General features: G+C 66.9%; 18 protein-coding genes. 2 read left to right on the plus strand and 16 right to left on the minus strand.

Translation table 11 applies throughout. From position 1 onward, the window contains the following. Positions 1-59: 59 nt before the first annotated feature. Positions 60-812: an FAD-dependent thymidylate synthase gene (thyX, locus tag ACWDUA_RS03680; protein ID WP_449749625.1), complete on the minus strand. Its 753-nt coding sequence runs from the start codon at positions 810-812 to the stop codon at positions 60-62. Between the two features lie 331 nt (positions 813-1143). Here thyX and ACWDUA_RS03685 point away from each other — a divergent pair, with 331 nt between their 5' ends. Further along, the gene (locus tag ACWDUA_RS03685; protein WP_449749626.1) at positions 1144-2805 is read left to right on the plus strand and encodes an alkaline phosphatase D family protein; all 1662 of its coding nucleotides are present in this window, start codon (positions 1144-1146) and stop codon (positions 2803-2805) included. 71 nt (positions 2806-2876) lie between these two features. Further along, entirely contained in the window at positions 2877-4358 is a 1482-nt protein-coding gene (locus ACWDUA_RS03690) for an amidase (protein ID WP_449749627.1), read from the plus strand. 329 nt (positions 4359-4687) lie between these two features. Here the strand turns inward: ACWDUA_RS03690 and ACWDUA_RS03695 are convergent, their stop codons facing one another. The 15 genes from ACWDUA_RS03695 to ACWDUA_RS03765 all read right to left on the minus strand — a co-directional run bounded on the left by ACWDUA_RS03695 (position 4688) and on the right by ACWDUA_RS03765 (position 22279). Further along, complete coding sequence (locus ACWDUA_RS03695; protein WP_449749628.1) at positions 4688-5452, minus strand: HAD-IIB family hydrolase; 765 nt, start codon at positions 5450-5452, stop codon at positions 4688-4690. Between the two features lie 178 nt (positions 5453-5630). After that, on the minus strand, positions 5631-6869 hold the full coding sequence (locus ACWDUA_RS03700) for a winged helix-turn-helix domain-containing protein (protein ID WP_449749629.1): 1239 nt from the start codon (positions 6867-6869) through the stop codon (positions 5631-5633). Positions 6870-6877: 8 nt separating this feature from the next. Then, positions 6878-7378, minus strand: coding sequence for a dihydrofolate reductase (locus ACWDUA_RS03705; protein WP_449749630.1), 501 nt, complete (start codon positions 7376-7378; stop codon positions 6878-6880). A 56-nt stretch (positions 7379-7434) separates the two neighbouring features. Continuing rightward, entirely contained in the window at positions 7435-8898 is a 1464-nt protein-coding gene (locus ACWDUA_RS03710; protein ID WP_449749631.1) for a sensor histidine kinase, read from the minus strand. 114 nt (positions 8899-9012) lie between these two features. Then, the gene (locus tag ACWDUA_RS03715; protein WP_449749632.1) at positions 9013-9846 is read right to left on the minus strand and encodes a thymidylate synthase; all 834 of its coding nucleotides are present in this window, start codon (positions 9844-9846) and stop codon (positions 9013-9015) included. 411 nt (positions 9847-10257) lie between these two features. Next, a complete protein-coding gene (locus ACWDUA_RS03720; RefSeq protein WP_449749720.1) occupies positions 10258-11235 on the minus strand; it encodes an amidohydrolase family protein in 978 nt (325 codons plus the stop codon). Further along, entirely contained in the window at positions 11232-12656 is a 1425-nt protein-coding gene (locus ACWDUA_RS03725) for a M20/M25/M40 family metallo-hydrolase (RefSeq protein WP_449749633.1), read from the minus strand. The genes ACWDUA_RS03720 and ACWDUA_RS03725 overlap by 4 nt, the downstream gene beginning before the upstream one ends. Next, positions 12646-13416, minus strand: coding sequence for a (S)-ureidoglycine aminohydrolase (gene allE, locus ACWDUA_RS03730; protein WP_449749634.1), 771 nt, complete (start codon positions 13414-13416; stop codon positions 12646-12648). The genes ACWDUA_RS03725 and allE overlap by 11 nt, the downstream gene beginning before the upstream one ends. Continuing rightward, on the minus strand, positions 13413-14921 hold the full coding sequence (hydA, locus tag ACWDUA_RS03735) for a dihydropyrimidinase (protein WP_449749635.1): 1509 nt from the start codon (positions 14919-14921) through the stop codon (positions 13413-13415). Before hydA ends, allE begins: the two co-directional genes overlap by 4 nt. After that, positions 14914-16446, minus strand: coding sequence for an aldehyde dehydrogenase family protein (locus ACWDUA_RS03740; protein ID WP_449749636.1), 1533 nt, complete (start codon positions 16444-16446; stop codon positions 14914-14916). The genes hydA and ACWDUA_RS03740 overlap by 8 nt, the downstream gene beginning before the upstream one ends. A gap of 41 nt (positions 16447-16487) precedes the next feature. After that, a complete protein-coding gene (locus tag ACWDUA_RS03745; RefSeq protein WP_449749637.1) occupies positions 16488-17765 on the minus strand; it encodes an amidohydrolase family protein in 1278 nt (425 codons plus the stop codon). After that, positions 17762-18532 (minus strand): aspartate/glutamate racemase family protein, encoded by a 771-nt coding sequence (locus tag ACWDUA_RS03750; RefSeq protein ID WP_449749638.1) that lies wholly within the window; start codon positions 18530-18532, stop codon positions 17762-17764. Before ACWDUA_RS03750 ends, ACWDUA_RS03745 begins: the two co-directional genes overlap by 4 nt. After that, positions 18529-20019, minus strand: coding sequence for a sugar ABC transporter ATP-binding protein (locus tag ACWDUA_RS03755; protein WP_449749639.1), 1491 nt, complete (start codon positions 20017-20019; stop codon positions 18529-18531). The genes ACWDUA_RS03750 and ACWDUA_RS03755 overlap by 4 nt, the downstream gene beginning before the upstream one ends. A 37-nt stretch (positions 20020-20056) precedes the next feature. After that, positions 20057-21238, minus strand: coding sequence for a sugar ABC transporter substrate-binding protein (locus ACWDUA_RS03760; RefSeq protein ID WP_449749640.1), 1182 nt, complete (start codon positions 21236-21238; stop codon positions 20057-20059). 108 nt (positions 21239-21346) lie between these two features. Beyond that, positions 21347-22279, minus strand: coding sequence for an ABC transporter permease (locus ACWDUA_RS03765; protein ID WP_449749641.1), 933 nt, complete (start codon positions 22277-22279; stop codon positions 21347-21349). Positions 22280-22381 lie beyond the last annotated feature (102 nt).

The raw sequence follows: 22381 nt of genomic DNA on the forward strand, positions 1-22381 counted from the left end.
GGACGGCACGCCGCGCGATGACGACCGCCGTCCCGGTCCGTTCGGCCGACCGAGGCGATTCAGCCCTCGAACACGAACGGCGAGGTGGCCACCTCGGTGCCGTCGGCCAGGGTGCCGATCTCGAAGTCGCCGAACACCGTCGGCGCCACGTCCATCAGCTGACGCAGGCACTCGACGGCGAGCTGGCGGATCTCGACGTCGGCGTGTTCGGTGGCACGCATGCCGACGAAATGCCGCCATGCCCGGTAGTTTCCCGTCACCACGATCTTGGTCTCGGTGGCGTTCGGGAGTACCGACCGTGCGGCCTGCCGGGCCTGCTTGCGTCGCAGGATCGCATTCGGGACGTCGGCGAACTTCGCCTCGAGCGCGGCCAGCAGATCGGAGTAGGCGGCGCGGGCGGCATCGGTGGCGTCGGTGAACAGTTTCTCCAGTTCGGCATCGCCGCGGATGGCCGGCGGTGCGACGACGTTGGAGTCGTGCTCGGGGACGAATCGCTGGGAGAGCTGTGAGTACGAGAAGTGTCGGTGACGGATCAGTTCGTGGGTGCACGAGCGCGAGATGCCGGTGATGTAGAAGGTCACCGTCGCGTGCTCGAGCAGCGAGAGGTGTCCGACCTCGAGGATGTGGCGCAGGTAGCCGGCGTTGGTGGCGGTACGCGGATTCGGCTTGTCCCAGCTCTGGTAGCAGGCCCGGCCGGCGAACTCGACGAGCGCCTCACCACCGTCGGCGTCGGTCTCCCAGTCCACGTCGGGTGGGGTGGTGAACCGGGTGGCCGCGACCATCTGCACTCGCAACGGCACCATCTCGGACACGTTGCCTCCTGTTCCCCGGACCTCTCCGGCATGCCTGCCGTACCTCGTACGGCACGGATGCGCCTCGCGCACGTCCACGTCGCGCACGTCGACAGGGTGACCCGCCGATCGCAGGCATCGATTCTCCCACCGCCGTCCTCGACGGGTGCGCCCACCCCGAGGCTTCCGCGCATCGATGTCGCCCGCGCGATCGCCCGCCAAACTTGATCGGACGATCAGAACGATCGCGGGTGAATTCTGGTCGACGATCAGGTGAATCGGCAGACGTCACCTGCGCATTGCCCGGACACCTACCCTGCGAGTCGCCGGGAATACCGCACAATGATCCCCCGTGACCTCGCGCCGAAACCTGCTCCGGACCTCAGCCGCACTGTCCGTCGCCGCACCCGTCCTCGCCCACACCGCCCGCGCGACCGCCGCCCCCGGGGCCGGGGCCGGTGACCGCCGTGTGTTCGCGCACGGCGTCGCCTCCGGCGATCCCCTGCCCGATCGGGTGATCCTGTGGACCCGCATCACCGCCACGTCCGCGGCGACCCCGGGGTCGGGTCGCGGACCGTCGTCGGCGATCACCTGGGAGATCGCGCGCGACGAGTCGTTCGGCACCATCGTCGCCTCCGGTTCGGCGCAGGCCGCTGCCGATTCCGATTTCACGGTCAAGGTGGACGCGACAGGGCTGTCGCCCGACACCCGCTACACCTACCGGTTCCGGGTGACCTCGGGCCCGGCGAGCGGCGCGGTGTCGCCGATCGGCCACACCCGGACCGCCCCGGCCACCGACGCCGACGTGTCGCGGGTGCGATTCGGCGTCGTCTCCTGCGCCAATTGGGAAGCCGGATACTTCGGTGCCTATCGGCACCTGCGCAATCATCCGGATCTCACCGCGATCGTCCACCTCGGCGACTACCTGTACGAGTACGGCACCGGCGAGTACACCGGCAAGACCGGCGCGGTGCGGACCAACGACCCCCGCCATGAGATCGTCAGCCTGACCGACTACCGAATCCGCCACGCGCAGTACAAGACCGACCCCGACCTCGCCGAATTGCATCGCGGTCTGCCGTGGATCTGCACCTGGGACGACCACGAGTCCGCCAACGACTCGTGGCGCGGCGGTGCGGAGAACCACCAGGCGTCCGAGGGTGACTGGGCTGCACGCAAAGCCGCCTCCGAGCGCGCCTACTACGAGTGGATGCCGGTCCGCCCGACCGCCGACACCACCGGCCGTCACCTGTACCGGCGACTGCGGTTCGGAAGGCTGCTCGAACTGTCGATGCTCGATCTGCGCACCTATCGCGACGAACAGGTCGGCATGACCTCGCGCGACATCGACGCGCCGAACCGATCGATCACCGGTACCGCCCAGATGAACTGGCTGACAAATGGCCTGACCAGCTCATCCACCCGGTGGAAGATCGTCGGCAACCCGGTGATGATCGCCCCGGTGGTGATCCCGCCGCTGGACAGGCAGAACACCGCCGCCCTCACCGAGATGCTCGACCTCCCCGAGGGCGGTCTCCCCTACAACCCCGATCAATGGGACGGTTACACCGCCGATCGCCGGCGCCTGCTCGACGCGATCCGCACCCAGCGCGTCGACAACGTCGTGTTCATCACCGGTGACATCCATTCGTCGTGGGCGTGCGACATCCCGGTGGACGCCGCGTCGTATCCGGGTGGCGGCACCGTCGCCACCGAACTCGTGGTCACCTCCGTCACCTCGAGCAACATCGACGACATCCTGAAGGTGCCCGAGCACACCGCGGGTTCGGTCGTGTCGTCGGCGCTGACCGCGGTCAACCGACACGTGCGGTGGAATGACTTCGACGCCCACGGCTACTCGGTGTTCACCGTGACACCGGCTGCGGCGCAGATGGACTGGTACTTCCTCAACGACAAGACCGACCCCCGGTCCGGGCAGTACCGCGGCAAGTCCTTCCGGGTGGCCAACGGCACGCAGCGGGTCAGCCCGGCGGCCGGGCCGATCGAGCGCTAGCGACGGTCCGGGCTCGCCGCGCGCACCGATCTCGACCACAATGAGCCGATGACGTATCGGAGCCCCGCGCAATGACCGCCGACGGATCGACCCCCTTCCCCGGCGGCCCCGATCACCCGGATCGCGACCCGGGGTCGAGTTCGCTGGATTTCAGTACTGTCGTGCAGCAGCGGCGATGGGTGGCCGGCGGGGAGGTGACCGCACGTGAGCTCGTCGAGCACTCGCTGAGCCGGATCGCGCGCTGCGATCGGCACCTCAACGCGTTCGCCCATGTGCTCGCCGACGAGGCCCGCGAGACCGCCGACCGGCTCGACGCCGACTGCCAGGCCCGGCGCCCGCTGGGCCCCCTGCACGGGGTGCCGATCGCGATCAAGGACGAGAACGACGTCGCCGGACTGCCCACCGCGTATGGCGGCGGGTCGGTTCGGACTCCGGCACAGGCGGATTCCGAGCTCGTCCGGCGGCTGCGCGAGGCCGGCGCGATCATCATCGGCAAGACCCGGATGCCCGAGTTCGGGATCTGGCCGTTCACCGAGTCGGCGGCGAACGGCTGGACCCGTAATCCGTGGGATCCCGGCCGCTCCCCGGCCGGATCGAGCGGGGGTACCGCGGCCGCGGTCGCCTCCGGGATGGTGGCCGCGGGAATCGGCGGTGACGGCGGCGGGTCGATCCGCCTGCCCTCGAGCTGGTGCGGACTGTTCGGACTCAAGCCGCAACGGGGTCGGGTGCCCACCGCCCCGAACCCGGACCTCTGGCGGGCATTGGGCACGCTCGGACCGCTGACCCGTACCGTCGCCGACAGCGCCCTGATCTACGACGTGATCTCCGGGGCCGCCGCGACCGACCGGTTCCGTGCCGACCCGCTGGAGTCGACGCTCGCCGACGCCGCAGCACTCCCCCCACGCCGGCTGCGTATCCTGCTGTCCCTGCGGAACCCGATGGGCGGCAGGGCCGTCGACGACGAGACGACCGTCGCACTGCGCGGACTCGCCGACCGCCTGCGCGCAGCCGGCCACACCGTGATCGACGACGACGGGTCGGTGAACACGGTGCAGTACCCGAAACTGGGGGTGCCCTTCCAGATCCAGGTGGCGACCGGTGTGGCCGAGGAGGCGGCGCGGGTGGAGTATCCGGAACTGCTCGAGGCCCGCACCCGGCGTATGGCGTCGGCCGGGCGTCTCACGCGGCATGTGGTGGGCCGGGCCGAGCGCAGCGCCGAGAAGACGGCGAAACGCTTTCTCGCCGAGCTGTTCTCCCGCTGCGATGTGCTGCTCACCCCGACCACGCCGACCACCGCGATGACGGTCGGGCAGCTCGATCGTCACGGCACCCTGGGGCTGACCCGTCTCGCCTCTGATGTGGCGTCCTACACGGCGGCGTGGAATGTCCTGGGCAATCCTGCCGCCGCGGTCCCGATCGGGTTCGACGCCGCAGGGCTGCCGCAGAGCGCACAGCTCATCGGACCGGCCGGCGGCGAGCCGCTGCTGATCTCGTTGTCGGCCGAGATCGAGGGTCTGCACCCCGATCTCGATCGCCGACCGCAGATCCACTAGTCGCCGGATCCGCCGATCGGGCGTCGCACCCACCGGCGGCGACGGATGCGGAAGGCCGTGTGGACCTTCCGCATCCGATCCGGCTGTCCGTGGGGCTGTTTCATTTTCAAGAACAGAGCCAGCTGGTCCTCGAAAAAGAGGGGCTGAATCGCCGCGTAAGCGATTTGGGGACCAAATCGCCTTCGGCGAACTGAGCGTTCGTCCTCAAGATTCTGGCTGTCGGCCATTTTGAAACAGCCCCCCGTGCGCCGGTACCCGCCTTCACACCCTCGGTGCCCGAGTGCCGGTGAGGGTCGCGGTGGAGAGGTCCCGGCGTGTGTGCGGGCGTCTCAGTGTCCGAGGAGTTCGACGAGGCGGGCGTGGGTGTCCTCCCAGCCGTCCACGGCGATCGAGGTGATGCCGAGATCGAGCACGGGGCGGTCGTTGCCGCCCTCGTCGAGGCGGTCGCCGTAGAACAGGATGTCGTCGCGGCCCAGGCCGAGGATCTCCATGAGTTTCTGTGCACCGTAGGCCTTGTCGATGCCTTTGCGGGTCACGTCGACCGACGTCGAACCACCGCTGCGGACCTCGAGGTCGGGCAGTCGCCCAGCGGCGTAGGCGCGCAGCGCCGACTTCTTGGAACCGTCCGGGTCCCAGGCCTTCTTGGCGTCGACCGGCGCGGACTGCCCGAGTGCGCTGAAGGTGATCTGCGAGCCGCGGTCCTCCAGGATCGGACCCCAGGTCTCGGTCTCCCACACGCCGAGTTCCCTGGCGCCGGTCTCGAGTGTCTCGAGGGTGCGCTGCTTCTCGTCGTCGGTGAGGTCCTCGGCGTAGACGGTCTCCCATTCGGTGCCGTTGCGGCGCACGTACTGGGTGCCGCAGGTGGGCATGAGGTGGAGGTTGTCGAGTTCGTCGATGTCACCGATACGGTCGAGCACCTGCATCCGGAACTGTTCGTAGCGGCCACCGGAGATGATGCACACCAGTGCCTCGCCGAGCAGGCTGCGCAGTACGGTGACCATCTGGTCGTCGAGGGGACTCTTGGACGGCGCCAGGGTGTCGTCGAGATCGAACATCACCAGTCGATACTCACGATCGCCGTAGGTCACCGTCATGCTGTCTCCTGTGTCGTCCGGTTGCGTTGGGTCCCGGCCGGGTTGCACAACCCGCCGGCCGTCTTCGTGTGCGCGCAAACCCCTCTCGGCTGTACGCATGCGCACACTCGCCGGTGGCGTGTGTCCGCGGTGACAAGCATGTCAAAACCGGACGCCGACGGCGACACGGGTTCGACACTCACCTGGCGATTCGCCGCAGATGTGATGTGAGTGACCCTCGCGTTCCGATCTCGACGGCCGAGAGTCCCAGCCACTCGGCCAGCGCGGTGAGATCAGCGGCGAGTCGCCGCGCCACGACATCGGGATCGCGGCCGTCCTCGACGAAGGCCCCGGGAACCTGCAGGACGCCGCGGGCGCGGTCGGCCTTCAGGTCGACGCGGGCCACGAGGTCGTCGCCGAGCAGATAGGGATGGACGTAGTACCCGTGCACCCGCTTGGGTGCAGGCACGTAGATCTCGATCCGGTAGTGGAAGCCGAAGATCCGCTCGGTCCGGGGCCGGTAGAACACCAGGGGATCGAACGGCGAGAGGATCGCGCTGCGCGGCGCACCGGCGCTGCGCACACGACTCGGCACGGCAGCCTCCCCGTGCAGGTAGGCCTCGTCGCGCCACTGCGCCACCCGGACCGGGGTGATCACGCCGGCGTCGACGAGATCGGCCACCGCCGAACGGATCTCGGCGGGTTTGAGCCGATAGTAGTCGGCCAGGTCGGCGACGGTCGCGATCCCATGCGCCGACGCCGCGCGCGCGACGAGCTCACCGATCGCGTCGGACCGATCGACCACACGGGCCGCGACGTCGGGTCCGACGATTCGTTCGGTGAGGTCGTAGTGGCGGCCGAACGACTCGTCACGGGTGGCGGCGAGATCACCCGCGGCGAACATGGCCTCACAGAGATGCTTGACCTCCCCGCGATCCCACCAGCCGCCGGAACGTCGCGGCGACCGTTCGATGCCCAGCGAGTCCTCGATCCGACGCGGGGTGGATGCCCCCACCTCGCCGATCACCGCCCGGACGTCGGCAGCCAGCGCGCGGTGGCGACGCATCAGGTCCCGGGTGTGGCGATACCGTCCGTCGCGGTAGTCGTCCATCCGGAAGGCGAACAACGGCCAGTCGTCGACCGGGATCAGCGCGGCCTCGTGGGCCCAGTACTCGGTGAGCCGGCGCCCACCGCGCCCCGGCCGCCAGGCCGCGCGATCGAGGAGGGAGCGGTCGTAGGCGCCGAGTCGGCTGAACAACGGGAGGTAGTGCGCACGGACGGCCACGTTGACCGAATCCAGCTGCAGCAGCCGGGTCCGCCCGACGACCCGGTCGAGGTGTCGCATGGTGACGGGGCCGGCCGGGCGGCGATCGGTGAAACCTTGCGCCACGAGGGCGATTCGACGCGCCTGTGCGGCCGAGAGTGTGGTGGGGGCCATACCCGGGTTCAGTGCGCGGCGTGCCGGATGTAGTCGATGAAGCGGTAGTGGGTGCCGCTGCTCGACCGCAGCCATTCCCCCTCACCGGCCCGCTCCCATCGCAGCTCGTCGACGACCGGGGCGAAGGCGTCGGCCTCCTCGACCAGGACGTCGATCTCGGTGACCCGCAGATGCGTCGCGAGATCGATGGCGGCCGAGTAGATCTCACCGCCCCCGATCACCACGGCGTCGGCTCCGGCGAGTGCCAGTGCATCGGGCACGCTGTGGGTGACCTCGGCGCCGTCGAGACGCAGATCGGCGGCGCGGGTGACCACGATGTTGCGGCGTCCGGGCAGCGGCCGAAATCGCGCGGGCAGCGATTCCCAGGTCCGACGTCCCATGACCACCGCCTTCGTCCCGGTGACCTCACGGAATCGGGCCATGTCCTCGGGGACACGCCACGGAATGGTGTTCCGCCGGCCGATGGCCCCGACCCGATCCTGTGCCCAGACCAGCGTGATCCCGCCCATCACGCCTCCCCTCGATCAGCGACACCGACGATGTGACCTGCGCTCATGAGCCCAGGCTACCGCCGCGGGGCGACGCCGGGAACCGCCGGGAGCGCGAACCCGAACTCCGAGCCCACCGGCAGGCGCTTCGCCCAGATCTCGCCGTCCTGGCGGGTGATGATGCGGTAGCTCAGTGCGAGACCGATCCCACTGCCGTTGTCCTTCGAGGTGAACGGGTCGGTGAACGGATCTCCGGTGAATCCGCGTCCCCGGTCTTGCACCGCGAAGATGCCGACGCCTCCCTCGGAACGGGTCCGCAGTCGGATCGTGCGGGCCGGTTCCGGGCTCGCCGCCATCTCGTCGACAGCGTTGAAACACAGGTTCAGGATCACCTGACCGGTCAGCACCCGCTCGCACCGAACCGGAACAGGCCCGTGCGCACGGTCGAATTCGACTGTCACCGAGGAGGTCTCGGCACGCAGTCCGATGAAGTACAGACACTCCTCGACGATGACGTCGAGGTCGATGTCCTCCTGGACGTGATCGACGTGCCCGACGAACCTGCGCATGCTGGTGATGATGCTCGCCGCCCGATCGATCTGACGGTCGGCGCCGTCGAGCCCGTACAGCGCGGTGTCGGCCCGGTCGGCATCCGGCGTCGGCGCGGACAACGCCGACGGGGACATCGCGGACCGGGACATCGCGGACCGGGTGACGGCGAGGAAATTGCGTGCGGCAGTGAGCGGTTGGCCGAGTTCATGGGCGACGGCCATCGCGAGATCACCCATGACGTTGTAACGGGCGAGGTAGTTCTGGTGCTCGGCATCCCGGGATCGTTGCTGTTCTCGGCGGACCCGATCGGAGATGTCGTACACCGACAGCAGCAGTTCGTGGTCGGGGCGTTGCGGCACGCGTTCGAGGGTGCCGCCCAGGAACTCCGGGGTGCGGGCCGAGGGGTTCATCAGGTCCAATTGCACCGTGGCGATGGGATCCATCGCATCGAGCACCGACGACCATCCGTGGGCGTCACCGGCACCGATGACGGCGTGGTCGGTGATCGGGTGACCGACGAGGTCCCCGCGGGCGACGTCGAACTGTTCCAGCACACGGGCGGTGGCGTGCAGGACCACGCCCTCGGCGGTGAGGACCAGCAATCCGGCCGCAGTGTGCCGACTCAGTGCCTCGACATAGGTCGCGGTCAGCGTCAGTTCGTCCTCGACCGTTCGCCTGGTCGGCATGTCGAAGTGGACGAGCATTCGCCGCTCTCCGTCGACGTCGAGGTCCACACACCGGGCCCGCACCGACCGGTCGACGCCGTGCGATCTCGCCCGGATCGTCGGCGGTGAATCCGAGCCCGCCGGGGATTCCGACAGGAAATGCCGGCGCCAATCGGAGTCCCATCCGGCGGTCACCTCGGCAGCGCCCCGATTCATCCAGACCGGCTCGGACACCTCCGGATCCCAGAGGATCGCAGCGCCGTGAAGGTGATCGAGAATTCCCGCGATCCCGTCGAGATGAAGATTTGAGTCGCTGACCACCACCCGTCAAGGCTAGACCACCCGGATCGCGGCGCTGCGCGCTTCACCGCCACCGGCCGGAGGTTCTCACCCCGGGTGCACCGGTGCCGCAACCACGACCCGTAATGCCTCCGACGCTCAGACCGCGACCGGGGCCTTGATGCCCGGATGCGACCGGTATCCCACCACGGCGATGTCGCCATACTCGTAGTCGAAGATCGAATCACGCTGACGCAGTTCCAGTTTCGGATACGGGTACGGATCTCGCGACAACTGGCGGGTGACCTGCTCGACGTGGTTGTCGTAGATGTGGCAGTCACCGCCGGTCCAGACGAAGTCGCCCACCGCGAGCCCGGCCTGCTGGGCCATCATGTGGGTCAGCAGCGCATAGGACGCGATGTTGAACGGCACCCCGAGAAACAGGTCGGCGCTGCGCTGGTACAGCTGACACGACAGCTTGCCGTCGGCCACGTAGAACTGGAAGAACGCGTGGCACGGTGGCAGCGCCATCTGGGGGATCTCGCCGACGTTCCACGCCGACACGATGTTGCGCCGCGAATCGGGGTTGGACTTGAGCATCTCGAGGGCCGCCGAGATCTGATCGATGTGCTCACCCGACGGGGTCGGCCAGTTGCGCCACTGCACGCCGTAGACCGGCCCGAGCTCGCCGTCGGCGTCGGCCCACTCGTCCCAGATCGTGACGCCCTGCTCCTGCAGCCATGTCACGTTGGAGTCACCGCGCAGGAACCACAGTAATTCGTAGACGATCGACTTGAGGTGCACCTTCTTGGTGGTGATCAGCGGGAATCCGGCCGAGAGGTCGTAGCGCAGCTGCGCACCGAAGATGCTGCGGGTCCCGGTTCCGGTGCGATCGGCCTTGGGGGTGCCGGTGTCCATGACGAGGCGGAGCAGGTCCTCGTACGGAGTCGGGATCACTTCCGCCGATGCCAGGTCTCGGATCGCGTCGCTCACGACGGTCAGTCTAGGACGTGCGGGGGTTGCCCGGGCTCGGTGGCCCTCACGTGGGCCGTACCGCGGTCCCGTCACCGAAGCGGACGTCGAGCACCGTGGTCGGCGTCCGCGGCGGATCCTCTCCCTCGGCGAAGGTGAGCCGTCGTACACGTTGCCGACCACCTCGACCGTCCGGCCGTGTGCCCGCCGAATCTGGGCATATCGCGCACCGGCCAGACCATTGAGGAGGTCGGGTCACATCTGTCCCGCGGACTGGCCGACCGGCCGTTCGCGATTTCCGCCATCCCCTCGCCGACTCGGCAGCGAGGACCGGGCTGCTACCAGGCCGCGCGAACGCAGGCGTTCGAATCCGCGCCGCCCCCGACCCGTCGACGATCCCCACGCGACATCGACCAGCCCATCGATCGACTATCACCGGGACCGGGTGGCGGTCGCAGCGAGGTCGAAGAGTCGTGTCGCAACATCGGCAAGCCGGCGCGGTTCGAGACCGGCCGCGACGACCGACTGAATGGGTGTCGTGTCGCCCGTGGCGTATGGCGAATCGGTTCCCAGCACCAGGTGATCGACGCCAATCGTATCGACCAGGAACCGAAGCGAGCGTGCGCCGTGAACTACTGTGTCGCAGTAGATTCGATCCAGATACTCGCTCGGAGGGTGGAGACTTGTCTGCTGCAGGTCCGGCCGGCTGCACCATGCGTGGTCGAGCCGTCCGAGCTGGTAGGGCAGAAATCCTCCGCCGTGCGCGAGTACCACCGTCAGCGTGGGATGCCGATCGAACACGCCGCTGGCGGCCATGCGCGCGTACGCGACCGTCGTGTCGAAGGGGACTCCGAGCGAGTTGTGCAGAAAGTACTCCGGTTCTTGAAACGCGCCACAGTAGTAGGGGTGCAGCATCAGCGGCAGTCCCTCGGCCACGAGTTCCTCGAACACCGGGTCATAGGTACGTCCGATCAGCCCTCGCCCGTCCGGTGTGTTCGTGCCCACGTGCACGGCCCGAAAGCCATGGGACCGACAGCGCCGCAGTTCCCTGAGGGACGCGTCCGGATCAGCGATCGGTAGGGCCATCGCGCCACTCAGTCGGTCATCGGTCGAGACGAATGCCGCCAGTTCGTCGTTCGCCAGGGATGCGAACACTGCAGAGTGTCGGTTCGATTCATACACGAACAGATGCGGCGTCAGGGATACGACCGCGTGTTCGATACCGAGCGCATCCATCCGGTCGAGCTTGGACTGCGGGTCGATCAGCTCCGGGTAGTGGGCGGGCAACCGCCCGGCCGCGGTCTCGAGCCAGCCGTCGTCGTAGGCGAAGCCGAATCCGTGTCTGGCGGCATTCGTCAGGACGCCGGCAGGCGCAAAGTGGGAATGGCAGTCGACGGTCTGTGCGCTCATTGCCGCCGGCCGTCTGCGGTGCGTACCGCATCCAGACTGAGTCGACGCAGCACCTCGGCGCTCGTCTTGATGCCGTTGACGAACCACTCGATCGAGAGGTGCTCCTGCGCCGAGTGTTCTTGCATGTCTGGCTGGGCGTAGGGAACAAGGAGGCAAGGCAGCCCTGCGGCCTCGACAAATGTGGCGAACACTCCTCCTCCACCGATCGAGGGAAACAGTACCGGCTCCATGTTCCACACGCTGCGGAGCGAGTCGATAGCAGTGGTCAGCAACTGGTGATCGAGCGGCATCTGCGACGGAGGGCAGTCGGCGAGCACGGTGATCTCGACGTCGGCGAAACCGGCTTGATCGAGGTGGTTTCGGAGCAACTCGGCGACACGTGCGGGCGACTGGCCGGCCAACAGTGCGACGTCGACCTTCGCCGACGCCGATGTCGGGACCGCCATCTTCAATCCCTCGCCGGTGTAGCCACCCTCGATGCCGCAGATACACAGCCGGGGGACGAAGAACATGTCCTCGACCGGAGTACTCCCGACGAAGCCGGGAATATCGAAATCGTCTGCGGGAGGAAGGAAGTCACGGGGAAGGCGGTCGACCAACGCGCGCACCCGTGGATCGATCGGGGCAACGTCGTCGTAGAACCCGTCGATGAGGACCAGACCGGAATCGTCGGTCAGACCGTCGAGTGCACGGGCCAGTCGGCCGATGGGGTTGGGAAGTATGCCACCGTAGCTGGCCGAATGCCATTCCTGCGGCGCACCCTTGACGGTCAGTTCGATGTACAGGGCACCTCGGATTCCGAGGAAGAGTGCCGGACCCCACACCCCGAGTGTCGAGGCGTCCGAGGTGTAGAGAAAGTCCGCGGCGAAGCGTTCGGCGTTGGCCCGAATGTAGGCCGAGGTGTCGACCGAACCGATTTCGTCCTCGCCGTCGAACATCAGATCGAGGCGGAGTGGCGGCAGGGAACCGAATACATCGCGCCACGCAGCCAGGGCACAAATATGTGCGATCATCTGGCCCTTGGAGTCCCCCACTCCCCGGCCCCAGATCGAACCGTCGTGCACGGTGGCCGAAAACGGCGGGAACTGCCACTGATCCGGGTCGCCAGGCGGGACAACGTCATAGTGGCCGTAGATCAGCAGATGCGGATCGAGGTGCCCGGGGGTGGATCCCCACACGATCGGGCTGCCGCCGGTCTCGAGCAGTTCGGGGTCGATTCCGATGCCGCGCAGGAGGTCGGCGATCTTCCCCGCAACCTCGCGGACCCCTTCGCCGGTGGCACTGATACTCGGGGTCTTCGCCAGGTCGACGAGCTGGGCGAGGTAGACCTGTGCCTGCTCCTCGATACGGCGGGACAGCGCGTCGGCGCGGTCCTCGAGTAGCTGAGCCGTGTAGTCGATGTCGACGTCCTCAGAATCCATCGCGGTTCACATCCTTGTAGAGCAGGTAGGCGGCTTGCTCTCCGCCCGTCGGAACGAAGTACTGCGGACAGTACGGCGCCATGTAGACGAAGTCACCGGTCGCCACCTCGTGGTACTGATCGCCCAGGTAGTACAGCCCTTGCCCGGACGTCATATAGAGACCGTGCTCTTCGTCGTGGATCTCGACCCGGGGGAACACGGCGCCCGGATCGAGGTAGAGAATGCTCATCGCGAAATCGAACGCAGGATCGCGAGGGTCATACGCCTCGCTGCGCCAGATCCCCGGCACCGATCCCGGGATACGCTCAGCGGTCGCAAAGCTCCCCCACACCACCTCGGGGGTGCCAACACCCTCGATGGGTTCGTAGCGCTTTTTGATCCACAGCAGCGTCGCGGCCTTGTCGGCGTCCACGGAGAAGTGGCAGCCGTCGGGGACGTACACGTACCCACCAGTGCTCAGCACGGTGCCGTCGTTACCGTCGACGGCGATCGCCGGCGACCCTTGCACCACGTAGAGAAAACTCTCGAATCCCCGACCGGCCGGGCCGTCGGAACCGCCACCCGGCTCGATCTCCAACCGGTAGAAACCAAACCGGGACCGCGCATTTCGTGGGGTCGCCAGCTTACGCACCACGGTCGAGCGTAGACCGTGGAGGTGACTGGGCATGTGATTGGCCGGCGTGATCACGTAGTGAGTGTGGGCGGAACCGCCGCGTGAGGTGGAGGTGAACGGCGGGATGGGAACGGGTGACGAGATCATGGTCGGCTCCTCGGTGAGGTCGGCATACCGTCGGCGTCCGAGGCGGTACCGGGACTGCGGCGGACGAACCGCCCGGGACGGTGCTGGGGAACAAGTGGAACAAGGGCGCCGTCCACGACGATCCGCCGTCCACGAGCGATCACGGTGTCGACCGCGCCGGTCACGGTGATGCCCTCGTACGGGAGGTGATCGATCGCGGAGTGCTGAGTGCGGGCGCTGATGGTGTGCGTACGGTCGGGGTCGAAGATCACCACGTCGGCGTCCGAGCCGACCGCCAGGGTGCCCTTGCGCGGGTAGAGACCGAAGCGCCGGGCCGGCTCCACACAACACACTTCGACCAGCCGTTCCATGGTGAGATGGCCTGCGCGAACTCCGAAATGATGCGCCAGGATCAACCGCTGCTCGACCCCGGGGACACCGTTGAGGATTGCGGTGAAGTCATCGCCGACAACCTTGTCGTGGTGAAGATGAAACCCGCAATGGTCCGAGGCGAGCACCGACAGTCGCCCATCGGCGAGTGCCCGCCACAGCGCCTTCTGATCCGATGTCGACCGCGGTGGGGGTGAACACACGAACGGGGCGGCGGTCTGCAGATCGCCATTCAGTCGTGATTCGTCGAAGATCAGGTAGTGCATGCAGGTCTCGCCGGTCACCGCGGCGCCCGAACGTCGCGCGGCGGTGACCGCGGCGGACGGGCCGGCCCCGGACAGATGGACCACGTGGAGCCTCGCTCCGGTCAACCCCGCCAGCACTCCGGCCCGGTGGACCGACTCCTCTTCCAGTGCGATGGGCCGGGTACTGGCGTGCCACCGCGGTTCTGTCCTGCCCTGCTCGAGTGCCTGGCGGCGCAGTGTCTCGATGACCGGACCGTTCTCCGCGTGCACGAGTACGGTCAGCCCGACGCGAGCGGCCGCCTGCATCACCTCGAACAGCTGGTCATCGTCGGACATCCGGGCATTCGGGTACGCGAGGTACATTTTGACGCTCGGCGTCCCGGCGGCAACCAGCTCGGGGAGTTGATCGAGGACCTCCGGTCCGGGACGGACCAACACCACATGGACACCGATGTCGACCCACAGGCCCCGTGCGGCCACCCTGGCCTTCCACAGGTCCACAGCGTCGGTCAATCGCTGACCCGGCTCGGGAAAGCAGAAGTCCAGCACGGTCGTGGTACCGCCCGCGGCGGCAGCCGCAGTTCCGGTGGCGAAGTCGTCCGCGGTGCGCACACCCCGAAAGGTGGTTTCCAGGTGAACATGTGGATCGACCCCTCCGGGAAGCACGTAGCTGCCCTCCGCGTCGATCACCGGAACGCCGGGCGGGATGTCGATGTGCTCCTCGATGGCGGTGATGGTGCCGGCGTCGAAGGCCACGTCGACCCGGCGCCGATCTGCTTCGGTGATCAGCAGGCCGCCCTTGATGACACCATTGTCCCTGACGACGCCACCGCCCTCGCCGCCACCACTGCACTCGACGACACCGTTGCGGCCATCGGCGGCTCTAGACATCCAGGTCCATCCAGGTCGTCTTGAGCTGCGTGTACTGCTCGAGACAATGCAAAGACTTGTCGCGCCCGGAGCCTGATTCCTTGTAGCCCCCGAACGGAACGTTGACGTCGGCCTTGTTGTAGCAGTTGACCCACACGGTGCCGGCGCGGAGACGCCGGGTGAACTTGTGGATTGTGCGTACATCCGTTGACCACACCGCGGCGGCCAACCCGAATCGACTGTCGTTGGCGATCCGTAGTGCGTGATCGGCGTCGGACGCGGCGATCACCGACAACACCGGGCCGAAGATCTCCTCCCGCGCGATCGGCATCGAATTGTCGACGTCGGTGAAGATGACGGGATCCAGGTAGAAGCCTCCGCCCAGACCAGCCGGCGCCTGTGAGTCTCCCCCGGCGAACAACGTTGCCCCCGAGGCAGATCCGGAGTCTATGAATCCCCGGACTCGGGACAGTGACTCAGCGTCGATAAGCGGTCCCATGGTGGTCTCCGGATCGAACGGATCGCCTGGTAGCCAGGACTCCCTGGCCGATTGCAGCTTGATCAGGAACTCGTCGAGAATCGACTCCTCGACAATGAGACGTGAACCTGCACTGCACATCTCGCCCTGGTTCACGAAACCTCCGAGCGCGCCCGCGCGCGCTGCGGCGTCCAGATCGGGAGCGTCGGCGAGAACGATCTGTGGCGATTTCCCGCCCAGTTCGAGCGACACCGACTTGAGGTTCGACTGCGCCGCGTAGGTCTGGAAGAGGCGGCCGACGGCATTGGAACCGGTGAAGGCGATCTTGTCGACGTCGCGGTGGCGGCCGAGGGCCGCGCCCGCGGTCTCCCCCATCCCCGGTACGACGTTGAACACCCCGTCGGGCACACCGGCCGCAGCGACCAGTTCCGCGAAGGCCTGAACGACCAGCGGCGCCTGTTCGGCGGGTTTGACCACCACCGAGTTGCCCACGCTCAATGCGGGCGCGATCTTCCACACCGGCATGCTGAGTGGAAAGTTCCACGGCACTACCGCGCCGACCACGCCGATCGGATCCCTGGTGACCGTTGCGAAGGCACTCGTGGCGGTCGGCGGGACCTCGCCGAAGGTCTTGTCGATCGCCTCGGCGAAGAACTGGATCACGTCCGCCGTGTGATCGACTTCTCCGAGCGCCGCGGAGATGGGCCGGCCTGCGTCGAGGGTGATCATCGCGCCCAGCGTGATGCGGTGGGCCCGCACCAGTCGGGCCAGGTCCAGCAGGGTCTCCCGGCGCACGCGTGGCGACGCCTCCGACCAGCGCCCGTCGTCGAATGCCCGCCGCGCGGCCGCGACCGCATCGTCGACATCGGCCACCTCGCATGCTGCGAAAGACGTGATGACGGAGCCGTCGACCGGGGAGATCGAGTCGATGGTCGCTCCGGAACGCGCATCGACGAAGGCGCCGTCGATGAAGGCGCGGCTCTGGATCGGCATGTTCCGTGCGGTCACCGCCCACTGCTCTGCGGTGCGCGGGATGTCGGCGGCCTGGGGGGTATCGGTTACGGTCATTGGTGTTCCTTTGTTTCGGGGTGATGACGTGGTGCTGCCGGTCAGTCGCGCGACAGCCAGATCTCCGGTTGTCGCGCCGACGCCGGTGAGCCCGAGGCGATGTCGTCCCAGAGCGCTGCACGTTGGGTGGATTCAGTGCGGTGATCGACCAGGGTCGTGCCGCCCTTGACCACCAGCAAGGGCCGGCCGAGCACTCGCAGTTCGGTCAGCGGGTCGCCGTCGACGACGACCAAATCGGCATGGGCGCCCCGTCGGAGCGTGCCCACGATGCCCGGCCGACCGATCGCGTCCGCGGCGACCACCGTGGCGGCGCGAATGGCGTCGATGGTGCTCATCCCGGCGTCGACGAGTGCTTCGAGCTCACAGAGCAACACGTCACGGGCGGGGATCCAGTGGATCGGGTCGCTGCCCGCAGCGATCTTCACACCCGCTGCCATCGCCCGCTGGACCGACTCGCGGTGCACCCTTGCGATGCGATCCTCGTAGTCTGCCGACTGATCGGCAGTGATGGTCTTGCCCACGTGCAGATGTGTGTTTGTCCGGAACGCCCAGAGCGTCGGTACGTAGAAGGTGCCCTGATCCGCCATTCTCACCACCAACGCGTCGTCGAGGGCGAGTCCGTGGTCGATCACATCCACCCCGGCAGCGACGGCGGCGCGGGCCGCGGCCAGTCCCTCACAATGGCACCCCACGCGTGCGTCGAGGAGATGGGCCTCGGCGACCGCGACCGCGATCTCCTCGTCGTTGAGGTATCGCAGACAGGTTGCCCAACGCGATGATCCCGTGGTGTGGGACAACACCAGCTTGATGAAGTCTGCGCCCGCAAGCAGCTCTTCTCTCACCGCGGCGCATACCTGATCAGCGCCGTTGGCGAAGTGATTTCGCCAGTCGACTGGAGCTCCTGACCCCACGATGTTGGGGCCGGCAGTGTACGCGCGGGGACCGATGACTCGCCCGTCAGCGATCTCGTCGCGCAGCCGGTGGATTCCGCGGTGCTTGCAGCCCGGGTCCCGGACGGTCGTCACCCCGGATTCGACCGCGCGGCGTGCGGTGATCACCCCGTCGACCACGCTGCGTGTCACCAGGTCTGCGTCGGCGACGACCCCCGATCGGCTCATCAGATGGAAGTGGCTGTCGATCAGCCCGGGAATAACGTGACCCCCGCGAACATCGATGAGGGAGTGGTCACTCGAATACGGCACGGTGAAGTGTGTTTGGAACGACTCGATCACTCCGTCGGCAATGACCAGAGCGGCATCGTGATGGAACGTTCCGGATTCGACATCAAGGATCGGCCCACCATGGACGATGGTCTTCATCGTGACAGCTCCTGCTCGGAATTCGTGTGGTCATAGAGGTCGGCGAAGTCGGGGTAGCCGACCAGGCCGCCCGGCCTGCGGTCGCCGCGCCCGTGGAACCGGGAGGTGGACAGGTCAGCGTCGACGAGCGACTCTGCTTGTGTCACAGCCGCTCGCAGACCGGCGACGACCGGGATGCCGAGGTCGGCCTGCAGGCGTGCCGCCACGGGTGCCATCACCGTCCCGGTCAGGACGACGACGTCGGCGCGATGGTCATCACGTGCCCGGCGGGCTGCCGCCGACAGCTGGTGATAGAGCGCGTCGGGCGACCTCACGGCCTGCCGGACAGTGGTCTCCATCGCAACGACGGCCGCCAGCCGTCGGCTCAGGCCGTAGCCGGCCACCAGTTCATGCATCGCCGTGACCTTCGCGGCAGAAAACACCGGGATCGCGAAGCGGGCACCCAGCACGCAGGCCTGCAGTATTCCCGCCTCCGCGGTCCCGACGACCGGTCCTACTGCGATCTCCCGTGCGGCCGCGAGTCCCGGGTCATTGCCGCAGGCGATGACGAAGGAGTCGAAATCGTGGCGGTGGGCGGCGATCACCTTTGCCGTTTCGACTGCGGCGATCGCCGAGTCGAGTCTCCCGTCGATTCCGGTGCATCCGGCCGAGGCCGACTTCGTGACCAGCTCGGTCGTGTCGGTCGCGTACTCTCCCGCCAAGGCTCCGATCGCCGCACCGGCGGATGGAGACGAGTTCGAGTTGACGACAAGGATGCGACGGGTCACGCCGCACCCCGACTCGCATAACACTGCTGGGCGATCTGATGTGCGGTCGGGCGCTCGAGTTCGGCGGCGATCGTGCCCTGACGCATCACCGCGACCCGATCACAGAGATGCGAGAGCTCCTCGTGTTCGGACGAGATGAGGACGATCGCGATTCCGCGGGCGGCGAGATCGGAGAGCATGGCGAGCACCATCGCCTTGGCGCCGACATCGATGCCTTGCGTCGGTTCGTGCAAGATCAGGCAACACAGCTTCTTTCGGGTCAGCCACTTTGCCAGGAGAACCTTTTGCTGGTTGCCGCCGGACAAGGAACCCAGCGGTCGTTCCGAGTCTCCCGCCGGACGGATGTCGAACTCGGCGATCGCCGACAACGTCGACTCACGTTCGGACTTCCGGTTCACCAGCCACCCCCTGGTGAAATCCGCCAGGGTGACCATCGAGAAGTTCTCCCGGATTGTCGCGGCCTGTACACCGCTGCTGCGTTTGCGGTCTGCCGGCAGAAAGGCCAGTCCCAGACCGACCGCGTGGTGGGGGTCGACGGTTCGGAGCTCGATCCCATTGACCGACTGACGTCCGGCACTGCGTGTCTGCGCTCCCATCAGCAGCGGACCCACAGTGTCCTGTCCCGCCCCGGCCAGGCCGGTGAGACCGAAGATCTCGCCGCGCCGAACGTCGAAGTGGATGTCGTTCACGCCGTGCCCACTGAGCCCGCGGACCGACAACACGGTTGACGCACGATCGGTACTCGATGCCCTGCGCTCGACGAACTCGTCGACCTCGCGGCCGAGGATCTCACGGACGAGCTCCGCCTCCCCGTTGATGTCGGCGGTCGTGTGCCGAGCCACTACCCGTCCATCTCGGAGGATGATCACTCCATCGGTGACTGCAAGGACCTCATCGAGACGGTGTGTGCAGAACACCACCGCCGTTCCCATCGCCGCCGCATTGCGCATCACCGTGAACACGATGTCGCGTTCGCGTTCGGTGAGATTGGCGGTGGGCTCATCCAACACCAGCAGCGCCGAGGACCGACGTCCCCGGGCGTACACGGCACGAGCGATCGCAACGGTGGCCTTCTCGGCCCGGGTCAGCGTCGACACCGCGGCCGTGGGAGCGATGTCCATTCCGAGATCGGCCATCAGTGTCCGCACGAGATCATGCTGTTTGCGCCATAAGACCACACCGGCACGCGTCACGAACGATCCGACGCAGACGTTCTCGCTGACGGTCAGCGAGTCGGCGAGTCCGAGATCCTGGTGGACGAACGCGAATCCGAGATGCGCCGAGGAGGTCACGGTCAACGGGAGTGGATGCGCCTGTCCGTCGACGAACAGTTCTGCACCGGAGTCCGGTTCGTGGAACCCGGCCAGAATCTTGAAGAGCGTCGACTTTCCTGCACCGTTCTCGCCGAGCACGGCCGTGATCGACCCCGCGGGAAAGTCCGCGTCGACCGAGTGCAGGACCGTTGTGGTGACGAAGGTCTTCGACATCGTCCGAACACTCACTCCGCGCGCCAGTGGTGTCATGTCACTTTCCCCAGAGCGCCGCGTACCGGGCGCGGTAGTCGACGTTGTCGAACAAGGCGTCCTCGTTCGTGATGTCGACTCCGGTCAGGGTCTGGACGTCGAACAGCTTGATCGGCACTTCACTCATCGCGGCAGGTTCACCGGACGCGGCTCGCAGTGCACGGTCCATCGCCGCCCAGCCGAGCCAGGTGTTGTTGTTGCCGACATCGCTGGCCTGAACCCGGCCGTCCGCGATGAACTCCAGATTGGCGGTGACAGCGTTGATGCTGCCCACCCGGATCTGATCCTGCTTTCCGGCCAGTTCGATCGCCGGAATGGTGAACTGGGCGATACCGTCGATCGCGGTGAGGATCCAGTTGAGGTCGGGTTGACGGGCGATCTCTGAGGAGGTGAGCCCCTCAGTCGCCTTTTTGAAGTCCGATTGGGTCAGGTCGTCGACGCTGAGGGTGCACTCCTGCGGGCAGAATTCCGTGAAGCCGTCCTGGACGCCCTGCAACATCGCGGTGAAGGTGGCGATGGACGGGAGGTTTTGGTAGGCGGCGTGTACCGGGCCGTCGGTCTCGGCGATCGCGTACGCCGACAGGAGTCGACCCGACTCGTAGTAGTCCACACTGACCGAACCCGCCGATCCCGGCTCGGGCGCCGAATTGGAGTCGATGTTCATGGTGCCGATCACCGGGATGCCGGCAGCTTCGGCTCCGGCAACCGACCCGGCGACCTGGTCGAAGTTCACGCCGAAAGCGACGATTGCGGCGGCACCCGCCGCGACGGCCTGATCGACACCTTGGGAGGCCGTAGCCGACGATCCCTTCGCGTCGAAGATGGTCACCTGGACCCCGGCGGTCTCGGCTGCCTCCTGGAAGCCTGCCACCACCGCCTGCACGAACGGCACCGACAGGTCGAGGGTCACCAGCGCGATCGTCCGGCCCTGCAGTTCGGCGAGATCGAGCTCGTCGCCGGGTGCGATGAACTGGACGGGGCCGGATGCGGACTCGACCAGGTCGATGGCGGCCTGCTTTCCGGCCGCGTCGTCAACCGCGGCGGTCACGCTGCGGGAGGGCAGACCGTCTGCACTCCTGGTGTCACTGCCACTGCAAGCGGCAGTGAACATGGCGGCGGCCACACCGGTGGCGACTGCGATCGACTTGAGTGCGGAGCCGCGGATGGTTGTCTTCTCGGACACGGTTGAACCTTTCGGGAAAGGGCGAGGTCGCTTCGGCGCCATTGCCTGGCTGGGTGAGTGGAACGCGGTATGGAAAGCTGGTGAGGCGCGGCAGCAGCCTCGTGACGGTCAAGCGATTGCGCGTCGCTTGCCCATCAGGTGGGCGAAGGTGACCGCCAAGACGAGTGCGGTGCCGTTGAAGACGTTCTCGAGCCAGCCGGCACCGCCGAGCATCTGCAGGCCGCTGACACCGGTGACAAGCAGCAGCACGGCGATCATGGAACCCCAGGCATTGAACCGTCCGGGTTTGATCACGGTGGCACCCAAGAAGACCGCGGCCGTGCCAGGTAACAGGAACGACATACCGAGGTTGGGGTCGGCGCTGCCGAGTCGGGCGTAGGAGAGCACCCCGGCCACCCCGCAGATCGCCGAGCATGCGACGAGAGCGCCGGTCCGAAGCCGATCGACCGGAAGTCCACTGAGCCGGGCCACTTCTCGACCTTCGCCGGTGAAGTACAGATAGCGCCCGAGAGGCGTGTGTTCCAGGAGAATCGCGAACAGAACGACGAGGATCACGACCGCGTAGACCGGATACGGCAATCCGAGTAGCTGGCCGGTGGCGATGTCGGACAACAGCGGCGGTACGTTGCCGATCACCTGGGAGTTCGAGATCGCCAGCGTCAGCCCGATGATGACCGTTCCGGTACCCAATGTGGTGATCAGCGAACTGATCCCGACGCGGACGATGAAGAATGCGTTGATCAGTCCCCATCCGATGGCGGACGCGATCACCACGATCAGTGTGGGTCCGACGGCCCAACCGGCCTTTGCGGTCAGAACAGCGGTCAGGGTTGCCGACCAGGCGATCACCGCCCCGAAGGACATGTCGAACTCACCCGCCGAGTACGGCAGCAGCAGACCAAGTACAGCGATCAGCAAGACGACCTGGGTGGACGAGATGACGCGGAAATTGGCCATGGTGAAGAACATGTCCGGCAAGAGGGCCGTGTAGACGGCCACCATCACCAGCAGGAGGAACAGCACACCGTAGCGTGCAAGCAATCTGGCAGACAGTGAACCGCCCGATGCAGGGCGCGTCGTGGACTTCGTCGCCACGGTGCTGTTTTCGGTCCCTGACGACGTGGTCGTCGGTACCTCACTGTT

The organism is Gordonia sp. NPDC003376 (genome assembly GCF_053589235.1).